The sequence below is a fragment of the Acinetobacter sp. 778_lipA genome (assembly GCF_058242985.1).
In genome coordinates this window covers 2,502,534-2,515,708 of sequence record NZ_JBZAYT010000001.1, presented here as the reverse complement: position 1 = coordinate 2,515,708, position 13,175 = coordinate 2,502,534, and the positions used below count along the sequence as shown (strand labels likewise).

The 13,175-nt window shown below is 36.2% G+C and carries 15 protein-coding genes; 6 read left to right on the top strand and 9 right to left on the bottom strand.

Going from position 1 to position 13,175, the window contains the following annotated elements; translation table 11 throughout:
- Positions 1–34 precede the first annotated feature (34 nt).
- The gene (locus tag AC4CUY_RS11915) at positions 35–244 is read right to left on the bottom strand and encodes an acyl-CoA thioesterase (protein WP_336954212.1); all 210 of its coding nucleotides are present in this window, start codon (positions 242–244) and stop codon (positions 35–37) included.
- A gap of 280 nt (positions 245–524) precedes the next feature.
- Between AC4CUY_RS11915 and AC4CUY_RS11910 the strand changes: the two genes are divergently transcribed.
- Positions 525–809 carry a hypothetical protein gene (locus tag AC4CUY_RS11910; RefSeq protein WP_490774156.1) on the top strand — a complete coding sequence of 95 codons (285 nt, stop codon included), beginning with the start codon at positions 525–527 and terminating at the stop codon, positions 807–809.
- Here the strand turns inward: AC4CUY_RS11910 and AC4CUY_RS11905 are convergent.
- The 4 genes from AC4CUY_RS11905 to AC4CUY_RS11890 form a co-directional block, all read right to left on the bottom strand.
- Positions 806–1,339: a ClbS/DfsB family four-helix bundle protein gene (locus tag AC4CUY_RS11905; RefSeq protein WP_419820299.1), complete on the bottom strand. Its 534-nt coding sequence runs from the start codon at positions 1,337–1,339 to the stop codon at positions 806–808. The two genes, AC4CUY_RS11910 and AC4CUY_RS11905, sit on opposite strands and share 4 nt — an antisense overlap.
- A gap of 201 nt (positions 1,340–1,540) precedes the next feature.
- Positions 1,541–1,810, bottom strand: a complete 270-nt coding sequence (locus AC4CUY_RS11900) for a putative hemolysin (RefSeq protein WP_419359615.1) — start codon at positions 1,808–1,810, stop codon at positions 1,541–1,543.
- Between the two features lie 321 nt (positions 1,811–2,131).
- Complete coding sequence (locus AC4CUY_RS11895; protein WP_419327802.1) at positions 2,132–2,848, bottom strand: glutamine amidotransferase; 717 nt, start codon at positions 2,846–2,848, stop codon at positions 2,132–2,134.
- A gap of 67 nt (positions 2,849–2,915) precedes the next feature.
- A complete protein-coding gene (locus AC4CUY_RS11890; protein WP_490774155.1) occupies positions 2,916–3,482 on the bottom strand; it encodes a TetR/AcrR family transcriptional regulator in 567 nt (188 codons plus the stop codon).
- 94 nt (positions 3,483–3,576) lie between these two features.
- On the opposite strand from AC4CUY_RS11890, the gene AC4CUY_RS11885 reads away from it, so the two are divergent.
- A complete protein-coding gene (locus AC4CUY_RS11885) occupies positions 3,577–4,323 on the top strand; it encodes an SDR family oxidoreductase (RefSeq protein WP_096734377.1) in 747 nt (248 codons plus the stop codon).
- A 163-nt stretch (positions 4,324–4,486) separates the two neighbouring features.
- Positions 4,487–5,074: a 2-hydroxychromene-2-carboxylate isomerase gene (locus tag AC4CUY_RS11880; RefSeq protein WP_419820300.1), complete on the top strand. Its 588-nt coding sequence runs from the start codon at positions 4,487–4,489 to the stop codon at positions 5,072–5,074.
- A gap of 171 nt (positions 5,075–5,245) precedes the next feature.
- On the opposite strand, the gene AC4CUY_RS11875 is transcribed toward AC4CUY_RS11880, so the two are convergent.
- Entirely contained in the window at positions 5,246–6,163 is a 918-nt protein-coding gene (locus tag AC4CUY_RS11875) for an AEC family transporter (protein ID WP_490774154.1), read from the bottom strand.
- Between the two features lie 147 nt (positions 6,164–6,310).
- Here AC4CUY_RS11875 and AC4CUY_RS11870 point away from each other — a divergent pair, with 147 nt between their 5' ends.
- Both AC4CUY_RS11870 and AC4CUY_RS11865 read left to right on the top strand, forming a co-directional pair.
- On the top strand, positions 6,311–7,183 hold the full coding sequence (locus tag AC4CUY_RS11870; protein ID WP_336954288.1) for a LysR family transcriptional regulator: 873 nt from the start codon (positions 6,311–6,313) through the stop codon (positions 7,181–7,183).
- A gap of 562 nt (positions 7,184–7,745) precedes the next feature.
- Complete coding sequence (locus tag AC4CUY_RS11865) at positions 7,746–8,084, top strand: immunity protein Imm33 domain-containing protein (RefSeq protein WP_336954202.1); 339 nt, start codon at positions 7,746–7,748, stop codon at positions 8,082–8,084.
- A 133-nt stretch (positions 8,085–8,217) separates the two neighbouring features.
- On the opposite strand, the gene exaC is transcribed toward AC4CUY_RS11865, so the two are convergent.
- Complete coding sequence (gene exaC, locus AC4CUY_RS11860) at positions 8,218–9,729, bottom strand: acetaldehyde dehydrogenase ExaC (RefSeq protein WP_490774153.1); 1,512 nt, start codon at positions 9,727–9,729, stop codon at positions 8,218–8,220.
- Positions 9,730–10,088: 359 nt separating this feature from the next.
- Between exaC and AC4CUY_RS11855 the strand changes: the two genes are divergently transcribed.
- Positions 10,089–11,270, top strand: coding sequence for a sigma-54-dependent transcriptional regulator family protein (locus AC4CUY_RS11855; RefSeq protein ID WP_336954201.1), 1,182 nt, complete (start codon positions 10,089–10,091; stop codon positions 11,268–11,270).
- 57 nt (positions 11,271–11,327) lie between these two features.
- Here AC4CUY_RS11855 and AC4CUY_RS11850 read toward each other — a convergent pair whose 3' ends face one another.
- Positions 11,328–12,290, bottom strand: a complete 963-nt coding sequence (locus AC4CUY_RS11850) for an alpha/beta hydrolase (protein WP_419327803.1) — start codon at positions 12,288–12,290, stop codon at positions 11,328–11,330.
- Positions 12,291–12,331: 41 nt separating this feature from the next.
- Positions 12,332–13,174: an SDR family NAD(P)-dependent oxidoreductase gene (locus tag AC4CUY_RS11845; RefSeq protein WP_490774152.1), complete on the bottom strand. Its 843-nt coding sequence runs from the start codon at positions 13,172–13,174 to the stop codon at positions 12,332–12,334.
- Position 13,175 lies beyond the last annotated feature (1 nt).

Below are 13,175 nucleotides of genomic sequence, written 5' to 3'. Positions count from 1 at the left end.
TGTCGCGCCTGATGCGGGGATATTGTAATTTTGCTTACAAGTCATGTAGTTTTTTCATGTAAAAATCTCTTCTAAGCAGTCCAAGTTGTCTTTTTCTTGCGATAATTTCATCATGCTGGTAAGGCAGTATTTCAGCCAATTGATCAACAGTTAAATGGTTGTTTTCAATGAGAAAGCAATCTTGATCTGTTGACCAAGCAGAGGATAACAATTGTTTTGTGTTTGGCTTATTTCTATAGGACATGGGATTAAATTCTTTATACCTTAAATGGCTGACAATCAATAAAATTGCGAGTGATTGAATTTTAACGCTCTGCACTTTTAGCGATATAAATTTGATATATTTATATCAAATTTTGATTTTGTTACTTAATCAAGATTTTAATATGTACTTTAGAAAAACTCAAATTTTAATTGTTATGGATAAATTGAGAGGGTGATATAAGATATAAATAGTTTATGATCAGCTTAACCTAAGAACGATGAAGCAAGTTTATGAAAAAATAACAATGGTATTATTGCTTATGCTTACAGGTTGCATTACTCCAAATCCTCATAGTTTGGTACTGATGAAACAAGAAAAACCCATTAAAGTCATGCATGAGCAACTGGATGATGAAAATACCAGTAATGAGGTAAATAGAGCATTATTATGTGGTGAATATGAGCGTGTCTATAAAACAGAATACCTGCCTGCTTTAATGAAATATGATAAATCATTAGGGCAAGAAAAACCAAAACAGTACTATTTGGATGAATTAAATAACACCATTTCTCAATATTTAGAACTGAAAAAAATAACCTGTTAAGGCTTTTTAGTTTGTTCAGTATTTATGTTGAGTTTCTTCCATTTTCTGATTTGAACTCTAAAATTGGTAAAAGGGGCGACAGTGTTGATATGAATCCATTTATACAGTGGCCAGTTGGCAGGTGTGGTTGCCCATTTACGTTGATTTATTTCAAATAGTTCTCCATCTGTTAGATTTTCAATCCAGTCTGTGACTTCTTTGACCTGTTTAGATAATAACTGAGTATTTTCTTTTAATGAATGCTGGGCATGGGTTTGATAAAAATTTTGATATAGACTTGCTAAGTTATTCCATTTATAGCCTTCTTTCGGCATTGAAACGGGGAAACCTGCAAGTTCTTTGCTTTCCCATTCTAATAATAAATTTACCCATCCCAATTGATAGGATAAATTTTGGGCAGGGGTTTTATCTACAGTTGCAACTTTATGATCTTTTAAGTCTTCGGATATTTCTTCAAATTCTGTTAAATATTGATTTAATGAATTATTGATTGCAACAATCAGTTCCTGTTTATATTGATAGGTTTTCATCTATTCAATATTCCCAAAATAAATACAATACTGTTTATATTTAGTGCAAGTTTAGATCTAATTTATTTTAATTATGAAAAGGGTGGAGCAACTCATTACTGTAGTGAATATATAGTAATGAGTCTGAAATTAATGCCAATAGAAAATGAGTCATTCAAGAAGGCTTGTCTATTGTTTATATTCCGCAGCGATTATTCAAAATTATTTAGCAGCAGCTTGCACATCGCCTTGTGCACTTCTAAACAACTTCCATTCATCAACCACTGTTCCATTTGGAAGCTTACAATATCCTGCTTCATTTCCTAATGCATCTTTTTTAATCTGAGACTCGCCTCCCATTTTTTGACAATACACACTTGCGGGATTAGCCATGCCAAGCGGTTTAGCATTTTGAGTATTTACTTCAGGGGTAGAACAGGCAGAAAGAAGTGTTGTCATGAGCACAGATGTGCCAATATATATTTTATTCATTGCAAATAAAGTCTTTGTTTTAAAGTATGAAGTATAATTAAATTAGCAAGTTTTAATGTATCTACTCTGTATAATCCTGTAGCTCAAAATAATGATGAGTACGACTTAGTATAAAGTTTAATTAAATAATATTATGTATAAATAAAGAAAATCTTTTAAATGTAAATGGTATAGTCAGTTAAATATAATAGTAAGTTAAATATGGGCAACGCAGTATTGATATTACACTTACACCAACACCGTATTTATGGGTGGAGACTAAATAGGGTATAAAAAGCACGAAACAGTAAGGTCTATTTCATGCTGATATAGATAAACAGATTATACATTTAAGTGTTTGATAAAATGCTCTAAAATCAGGGGTGATTTTAATTCTAGATTTGGCGCATATTTTTCATTTTCAGTTCGTAAATGAGGAATATTTAAGGCAGCTTTACGCAATTCACAAGTATGACCAATCAGCCATTTTTCCATATCCTCTGCTGCAACTTCGACATGGAATTGTAGTGCTAAGATATTTTGACCAACTCTAAATGCCTGATTTGTATAAATTGCAGAGCTTGCAAGTAATTCAGCCTGTACTGGCAAGTCAAACGTATCACCATGCCAATGTAAAACTTCGGTATTTACGAGTGGCAATAATGGATTATTTTGAGCCAGATTTAGCTTCAATTGACTCCAGCCAATTTCTTTTTGATGGCCTGCATAAACCTTTGCACCCAAAGCATGTGCAATCAATTGTGCACCTAAGCAAATACCAAGCGTTGGTAAATTCTTGGCTAAACGTTGTTTAAGATAAGTGATTTCATCATTTAAAAAAGGATAATCCTCAGTTTCATAAACACCAATTGGACCACCTAGAACGACGACTAAACCTTCAAATGCAAATGCTTGCTTTAAATCATCTATACCTGCTTCAAAATAACGTATGCGATAGCCCAAATCATAAAAAGTGTCTTCAAGAATACCTAAATCTTCAAAAGCTAAATGTTGAATGGCATAGATTGTCTTCGGCAAAGCGTATGTGGAGGAAGTCATGGTTTTATGATGATTTAACGAGAATATCGCTAATTTATACTAGATTCTATTGGGTTGAAAACTAAATTTATGATGTGATTTGCAACATAGAATAAATACAGTGTTTGCTTGATTCCAAAATGGTCGATTTAACCGAATCATCAGAAACACTTCTTGCTATGAGTATAGCACCTACCAGTTGACATAAGACGCCCCAGGCTTTTTCTTCACTTCCGAGGCGTTGAGTAAATAGGGCATGACCGCGCTGTAATTCTTGTTGATAGCGTTGTTTAATCTCCTCATCAGAACGTGCGACTTCTGTGGCGAGTGTTGGCAGTACACAACCATGATTTGGATGTTCAACATGAGAGAGGGTTAAGTAACGATTGAGTTCAAATTCAATCCATAACTCAGCCTGATTATAGGGATTGCTTTGCCACAGCTGAATGCTATTTTTAAGTTCATTTTCAACCAATGCTTTAAACAAATCCTGCTTGGAAGAAAAATGTGAATAGAATGCACCACTGGTCACGCCAGCAGCTTTCATAAAGCCATCTACACCGGTTGCAGCAAAGCCATCTTTTTTGGCAAGCTGTCCACTGATTTTTAATAGTTCTTTTCTTTTTTCTTCTTTATATCCAGATTTGTATCGCATATTTTCCTCGATCAAATTTTCCTTGACGCTCTTGTAAAACTATAACATAGTGATCGTTATAATAACGATCGTTATGCAAAAAGGGAAGCATGATATGCAAGATGAAATAACAACATCAAATCAGAAAGTTGCATTGATTATTGGAGCAGGTGATGCAACAGGTGGCGCAATTGCGAAACGTTTTGCCAAAGGGGGATATATTAGTTGTATGACCCGTCGCAATGCTGACAAGTTACAACCACTGATTGATGAAATTGAACAGGCTGGCGGGACAGCATATGGTTTTGCATCAGATGCTCGAAAAGAACAGCAAGTTATACAATTAATCGAAGAAATTGAAAGCAATATTGGTGAAATAGAGGTACTGGTTTTTAATATCGGTGCCAATGTCCCATGTAGCATCCTTGAAGAAACAGCGCGTAAATATTTTAAAATATGGGAAATGGCCTGTTTTTCTGCTTTTTTAACTGGTCGTGAAGTGGCGAAACGAATGGTAAGCCGACAACGCGGGACATTGATCTTTACAGGTGCGACTGCTGGTCTACGTGGTGCTGCTTATTTTTCAGCATTTGCAGGGGCAAAGCATGCACTTAGAGCTTTGGCACAGAGTATGGCGCGTGAACTTGGTCCACAGAATATTCATGTGGCTCATGTGGTAGTTGATGGTGCAATTGATACAGATTTTATTAAAAACAGTTTTCCTGATCTTTATGAGAAAAAAGACCAAGATGGTATTTTAAATCCTGAACATATTGCTGAAAATTATTGGCATCTTGCCCAGCAACCACGTGATGCATGGACGCATGAGCTAGATTTACGCCCTTGGATGGAAAAATGGTAAGTCACTTTATATTAGTAAGTTTTTTTGTATGAGTAGGTTAATATAGCTAGATGACTTATCTCGATATAGCGAGAGTAAGAAGTCATGATTTAAGTTTTTTCTAGAATTATTTTTACAGTAGTACGATAAAAATATGATCAGTACAGTTAAGGAATAACACTGAATGAAACAGGTAGAATTTTATTTTGATTTGGGTAGCCCATATAGTTATTTAGGCTTTTATCAGATTCAAAAAATTGCAAAACAAAATCAAGCACAAGTGATCTGGAAGCCGATCTTGCTTGGTGGCATTTTTAAAGCCACAGGGAACAGCAGTCCAATGGCTGTGCCAGCAAAAGCCAGTTATTCGATGATCGATATGGGGCGTTGGTCAAAACTCTGGAATATTCCAATACAAATGAATCCCTATTTTCCAATTAATACTTTAAATCTGATGCGCGTGATTACAGCAGTTCAGCTTTATCAAGCTGAAAAATTCTTAACAGTGTTAAACGCTTTATTTGATGCAATGTTTGGGCATCCGCGTAATTTAAATGATATCAATGAATTTATTACCTTGCTTCAATCATTGGGTTTTAGTACAGAGCAGGTTCAAACTTGGTTTTCAGATGAACAGGTTAAAGCCCAACTAAAAAATATCACAGAAGAAGCCATTGGGCGTGGTGTTTTTGGTGCACCGACATGGTTTATTGGAGATGAAATGTTTTGGGGTGTTGATCATCTTCACTTTGTTGAGATGGAATTGGCTTAATCTTGATAAATACGCTTTTAAATTCTGATTCTATTATTTAGATGCTAGCATTAGAGAATTGCGTTGTATTGTGTTACAGCTAGCCATGCCACACAGTTATTCTATAGAAAGCCAAACTGCATTGAATCAGAAAAATATTTGATGAAGAAAGCTAATCGTAAATATAGAGGATTAAACATAAAAATGCTGTAATAGTGCAAGGATTAGTGCCAAAGTGAATACGGATAAAAGTGTTTGCATGCTGATGCTTGCCGCCATTAATTGATGATCGCCGTTTAATAGTTTGGTTAAGATATATGCGGAAGATGCGGTTGGGATAGAAAAGAAAATCATGATAGCAATCACGGCGGCATGACTTAGCTCAAAAAACTGCAAACAGATAAAGGCAATAAGCGGGATCAGCAATAATCTGATTAGGCTAATGAGCAAAGACTTTTTCAGATAAATTCTGAGGGTCGAAAATTGAATTGCTGTTCCTACACATAATAAGCCTAACATCAGACTACTACTTGAAAAAGCATTTAACAGATTTGCAAAGCCAGACCAAATAGGGATGTTTAAAAGATTAAATGTAATTCCCAATATACAAGAGCTGATCAGTGGGTTTTTGATTAAAGACCAGAATATATTTTTAATGTTCTGTTGATCTTTATCTGTCAGAGAAAGGATCGAAATAACATTAACCAAGGGAATTGCTATAGCAAGGATATTTACCAAGATACTTTTGATTTCAGCATGATTGAGTGTCGTGGCAATCGAGAGTCCGAGATAGGTATTAAAACGAATCAAGCTTTGGACATATACACCGATCTGGGCAATAGGTGTTCGGTTTAACTTTGCAAACAGATAAACGCCAGCAATGATCATGGCCATAATTAAAAAAATGACTGTAAGAATACTGTCGAGATGCCCCATATTCATATCTGCATTTGCAAGAGAACTAAACAATAAGGCTGGAAATAAAATATAGTAATTTAGCTTTTCTGTGCCATTCCAGAATTTTTCATCAAGTATATGTGACTGGAAAAGATAAAAACCTAAACCAATCAGGGCGATGGATGGGAAAAGAATAGTAATCATTTGTAGCATGATGAACGCTCTATGCAGAACCTAATTCGACCAAGTCCCACCCACTGATTTTTTCATCTGTAAGCTAAACCCAAGTAAATTTTAATCAAGAATATGACTTATGCCTATTCATGGTAAAATGAGTCTTTACTCATGGATAGAGTGGCGATGACATTTACTCAACTGACTATTTTTGCCGTGTTAGCTGAACAGAAAAGCTTTACTGTTACAGCTCAGCGTTTGCAAATTTCTCAATCTGCGATTTCTCATGCAATTAAATGCTTAGAACAAGATTGGTCGGTCACATTGTTTTATCGCAATCATAATGAAGTTGAGTTAACTGAATCTGGCATACGGCTTTTAGTGCATGTGAAAGAAATTTTGAATATTTCTAATGTACTAAAACAAGAAATCTCCGATATACAAGGATTTCATTCTGGAACTTTAAGAATTGGATCTTTTGGTGCTTCATCTTCTAATGTACTTATTCCCTTAATTCTAGAAAAATTTAGTTTAAAATATCCAAATATTGAAGTGTTTATTAAAGAAGGAACGGATAAAGATATTACTCAATGGATTCATGATCGTACTATTGATGTTGGATTTGTAGTTTTACCCGAAGAACGCTTTGATACTTTTCCTGTGATTGAGGATATTTTTGTAGCACTTATTCCAAAGTCCTATGCACGATCACAGCAAAGTGCAGTTCGATTGGATGAATTGGCAGAATATCCTTTTTTAATGACCTCAGCAGGCAGTCAAAACCATGTCACAGAGATGTTTAGAAAAGCCAATCTGAGTCCAAAAATTAAATGTTATTTTTCTCAAATTTTGACCATTATTAATATGGTTAACAATGGTGCAGGTGTTTCAATTGTTGCTGATATGGCATTGAATAAAGAGTTAATGACACTGTTTCCCAATGTGCAAAAATTACCTTTATCACCCAATATTAAGCGGTCTATTAGTCTGGCAGTGAAGAATAAAAAACAGATGAGTCCAATTACGCAGGCATTTATTGATATTGCACAAATGGTTTAGCATTTTATCGTGAACGTTTCGCAGAAGAATAAATGACGAGTCTAAACACAGCATGAATGATTTGATTTATAAATTCATAGAACGTCCTAAAACAGCATTTATACTATGTGGCTGTGTTGCTAACCTATCCTTATGGGCAATTAGTCATATCAAAAGTTTTAGTATTTTATGGGTAATATGCTTCTTTGTTTTTACCGCATTTTCTGCATTGTTTTTGTCTGTTTATTTGATGGAATTTGTTGAGAAAAAACCAAGATACAAGATCTACTTTCAACTGTTGTTTTATATACTTTTGATCATTTTATATTTAGCATTGAATACTTATAAATCTGTTTTAGATCAGAAATTTCTTCCACAAAGTTTAGTGATGTCTGTGATTGTGTTTTTCACAATGTTATTGATGATGAATTTAAGAGTCGTGGTTGGATATAGTTTCGAACATATTAAAATGTTATGGAAAAGACCTAAATAATTTTGCTGCTGATCTCAGTATATCTGTTTGAACGCATTGGTTTATTCAACTAAACAAACAATACGAAACAGGCAATAAAGGAATGTGTTGATGAATTTAGAAACATTACAAAGGCAAATTTGCAAAAAATATGAATCAAAATATATGGAATTTAATCTGTCGGATAGGGTTGCAATTGCATTACAGAGTCTAGGCCAACAACCGATTTATGCAGTTCGAGTTGCGCTTAAAAAACAAGACAATGTTTCTTGGTTTATTCACTGTGGAGAATATTCTTCAGCTGATGATTTTTATCAACCGCTGCATGCCTCACATTTACAGCAATATTTACCTGAAATTTTACCTTATTTGGCGCTTGAGCACGGTTATCATGTCATTATTGATAAGCATGGCTATGAAGATGTTTGGATGAATCCAACAACAGACTAAATTTAGCGAATCATCGCAATCTGTATAAAATAATGAATGAATTGAGAGTTATAAGGATTAAACAGCATCTTAATCATGACTAAAAAAAGCGAACCGAAGTTCACTTTTTTAAAGTGTAAATCAACTATAGAACTTAGAAGAAGCCCATTGCTTTGGTTGAATAGCTAACCAATAAATTCTTGGTTTGTTGATAATGATCAAGCATCATCTTGTGGTTTTCACGGCCAATACCAGATTTCTTATAACCACCAAATGCTGCATGTGCAGGGTAGATATGGTAGCAGTTGGTCCATACACGACCAGCTTCAATCGCACGACCCGCACGATAAGAGGTATGCGCAGAACGAGACCATACACCAGCGCCTAAGCCATACATCGTATCATTGGCAATTCTGATTGCATCATGATAATCTTTAAATGTTGCTACAGAGAGAACTGGTCCAAAAATTTCTTCTTGGAAAATCTTCATACTGTTGTCGCCTTTGAAAATGGTAGGTTCAATATAGAAACCTTGACCGACTTCCTGACGATCGCCGCCCCCTGTAAGCAGTTGAGCACCTTCAGCACGACCTGTTGCAATACAACCCAAGATTTTGTCTTGTTGCTCTTGAGATGCCTGAGCACCAATCATGGTGTCTGTGTCTAAAGGATGTCCAGTTTTGATGCGTTTTACACGTTCAACTGCCATTTCAAGGAATTTATCTGCAATACTTTCTTGAACCAATGCACGTGATGGGCAAGTACATACTTCACCTTGGTTTAATGCGAACATGGCAAAGCCTTCAAGCGCTTTGTCTAAATAATCATCATCTTTATCCATGACATCTTCAAAGAAAATGTTTGGTGATTTACCACCAAGCTCAAGCGTTACAGGAATAATATTTTCAGTTGCATATTGCATGATCATTTGACCAACCGCAGTAGAACCTGTAAAGGCAATTTTAGCAATACGTGGATTGGTAGCCAGTGGGCGACCCACTTCAACGCCGTAACCATTGACAATATTTAAAACGCCTGGCGGTAAAATATCTTGAATGAGTTCTGCAACTACTAAAATACTTGATGGTGTTTGTTCAGCAGGTTTAAGTACAATACAGTTACCCGCTGCAAGTGCTGGTGCAAGTTTCCATGCTGCCATAAGAATAGGGAAATTCCATGGAATGATCTGACCCACTACACCTAAAGGTTCATGGAAGTGGTAAGCAATGGTATCTTCATCAATTTCAGAGATACCACCTTCTTGTGCACGTAAACAACCTGCAAAATAACGGAAATGGTCAATTGCTAAAGGAATATCGGCTGCCAATGTTTCACGAATTGGCTTACCATTTTCCCATGTTTCTGCAACCGCCAGTAATTCTAAATTTTCTTCTAAACGATCTGCTATTTTCAGTAGTACATTTGAACGTGTTGTTGGAGATGCTTTGTTCCATGAAGCTTTGGCTTTATGTGCTGCATCTAATGCAAGTTCGATATCTTCCGCGGAAGAACGTGGAATTTTGGTAAAGGCTTTACCATCTACAGGAGAGACATTATCAAAATATTGCCCTTTAACCGGTGCTACCCATTTGCCATCAATAAAGTTTTCATATTGGGCTTTGAACTGTACTTTTGAACCAGGCTGATTTGGATCTACATAACGCATAAGAGTATCCCTTTACTTATATTCATGATCATTCATGATGTGTTTAATATGGCATGTATGAACAATGATTGTTTACATGATGGATTGAGCATAGAGAGTCAAAGGTAGGGAAAAGGTTGGATGAAATCCTAGAGTCATTTGCGCTATGCTTTAATCTTTGGCAATATTTTCTTGTTTATTAGAAAATTGCTAAATATTGGAAAAAATTGGTTTTATTCTACAGCTTTGGTATGAGTTGTGTTGACTCAGGTTAAGCTCACTATGTTAATGTGCTAGAGTAATTTATAAGCAGGTCCGCTGGATAAAAACAACAGAGAAAGGATAGGATATTTTTTAACGAATTACAGAGGAAGTAGCGTATGTTAAGCCAACAAGAGTTATCAAATAAACGGAGTTTAATTGAGCAGTTACGCCAAAGCAGTAGTTTGTCTTTAAAACATGCTGATCAACTCGGACAGAGTATTGCAAGTTCATGGCAACGTTCCAACTCAGCTGCGATTCCCAAAGATCGTGATGCTGCACCTTTGATGAATGTAAAACAAGAAAGAAAAACGCTGTTAGAAAAAGCAATAGAACATTGTCGGGATGAATTAACTCATATCGCAGAACAGTCAGCAATGGTTGCTGCAGTAGGGGATATCGGTAGTACTATTATTTGGTCAGCCGCAAGTGGGCAAATGCGCAATGCTGCAGAACGTGTCCATTTTATTGCTGGTGGACAATGGCGTGAAGATTTGGTGGGAACTAATGCTTTGGCACTGTCATTAAAAACCCAACAATCCAGTTGTGTGTTTTCCAACGAGCATTTTATGTCTTCTGTGCATGACTGGGTTTGTTATGCCTCTCCAATTATAGATCCATATTCCAAACAAGTTTTAGGGGTCATTGATCTTTCAACCACATGGAATCATCACAATAGTTTGGGATTATTGGCGGCTGAGCGCTGTGCCTCGATTATTCAATCGGCATTGCTAGAGTTTCAACAACAACATTTATTTATCCGTGCTTTTGCTGTGCCACAAGTGTTGTTCAATGGCAAGATTGTGGTATTGACACCACGACAAATTGAAATTTTGACCATTCTTGCGTTGTGCCCTCAAGGGATGAATCTGGAAAATTTACATCAAGCGTTGTATGGTGAACGAAAAGTGAGTGTCGGCACATTAAAAGCAGAAATGTCGCAGTTGCGTGATATCTTGGGCGGCATGCTGGGTTCACGGCCTTATCGTTTATTGGCACATGTTGAAGCAGATTTCTTGCAAGCAGAGAATGCTTTAGATGCGGGTTATACCGAATCCGCTTTAAAATTATGTAAAGGTGTATTTTTAGCTAAAACCGAAAGTCCTTTTTTATCTGCATGGCGAGACTGCCTCGAATCACGCCTAAGTGAAGCGATTTTTAAAGCCAATGAAACAGATGCTTTATTAAAACACCTTGCACATTTTCCAGAAGCGATTGATGCCGTTGAACGTCTAATTGAACTTACACCAGACGGGCATCCTGCTCATCAAATTCTAATGAAATATAAAGATGAGCATTGATTTTGCAGGATACTTTTAACTGATCATTTGCTTGCAAAGAAAAATGGATTTGAGCCTTTAAGGTTGCTTTTGAGCTAACCATGAAAAAAGTTGATGATAAACTTCTCTTCTGACTTCTGGTGCCGATAAAACCAAGTCATGTAGTCCATTTTGAATGGTCATGACATTAACATCGCCCTGTATTTTACCTGCATCTCTGACGATGTCTTTGACCTCTAAAATAACATCAGTGCTTTGAGCATCTCGGTTAAATTTCTTAGGATAGGTTGTTCTGTGAGAATGCATCACTAAGGTTGGTACATTGATCTGTACACCTGCATGAATTTCTTTTTGCGCTTCAAAAATTGCATGCACAAAGCTTAAATATACTTTGGGGTAAGTTGGTTTTTTCCACTCTAAGCTGAAATCCCATTCGCCTTGCAAATCTTTATGCAGACTGGTGACATACCATTTATTTAATTCACTTGGAAACTTTAAATTAGGTAAGCGTTTGCCCATTGCGCTGAGTTTGGGGAGGGCTAATTTTTTCTTCCAAGCAGGCATATTAAAGTCATAAAAAGGACTATTGCACCATAAGGCTTGAATAAGGGGATGTTGTGGATAATGTGCTGCATATAATGTTGCGATCAATCCACCTGTAGAATGTCCTGCCAGTAACACCTCAGTGTGGCCTTCCTGACCAATAATCTTTAATGCTTGCGTGATTTCTTCATCATATTCATTCAAATTTAGAACATAATAATATTTTTGATGTGGTAGGTAAGAACGACCATATTTTCTTAAATCAAGTGCATAAAAATCATAATCATGTTGATTAAATTGTTCAGCCATTTCTGTTTGAAAGAAATAATCGATAAAACCATGGATATAGAGCACCGCTTTCTTGGTCGCTTGAGCTGCTTGTTTACGTACCAAAGTCGCAATGACTTTACCATCATAGTCATTTGGTAAGTTTAAGGTTAGTTTTTCATAACCCGTACCAAGGGTATCAGGTTGATATTCAATAGATTGAGTGGTCATAGCGTATTCCTGAATTTTATAGAAAAATGAAATCCGAAAAATTACAGATAGTCTTTTACCAGCGCATAGGATTCATCATATAGTTTTTGTGCCAACTTTATATCTTTGGCCCTGCCTGATTTAAACGCTGGAGTTTGTAAACTCACATAATCACCATTTCGCTTTTCCCATGACGGATCAAAAGCAATTTTTTTAATTAATTCGGCAGGCTTAGATGGTGGAATAAGACCAAGTTTAATGATTGCATATTGCCATTTGGGTAATTCACGATAAATCTCAGAATCTACGCCACCTGGATGTAATGCATTGCTGGTGACATGACTTCCATATAGTTGTTTGGCGAGGATATTACTAAAGAGCAGATTAGCTAATTTACTATTGCCATAGCTCAAAACACCATTGTATTTCTTCACTTGATCCGCGTTAAAGTTTTCAGGTTGGATACGACCTAAAAGATGCATCATTGAAGCCAAATGAATTACACGACCTTGTTGGGCTTTTTGAACCAATGGAAGAAGTTTCAATGTCCAAAGAAAAGGCCCCAGATAATTTACCCCAAACTGTTTTTCAAAACCATCAGCTGTGGCCTCAAGATCAGGTGTCATCATGCCAGCATTGTTGACTAATACATCAATTTTTTCATATTTAGCAATAATTTCATTGGCTGCTTGGTTAATTTGTTCAAGACTATTTAAATCAAGGTGAATTGCGTCTACTTGACCTGTACCGAATGACTCTAAATGTTGCTGTGCTGTTTTGGCTTTTTCTAGATTACGACAAGCAATGATCACATGGTGACCATCCTTAATAAAGGTTTCTGCAGTTGCAAGCCCGATTCCGGTATTTGCACCCGTGATGATGATGGTTTTACTTGTTGTTGTCATT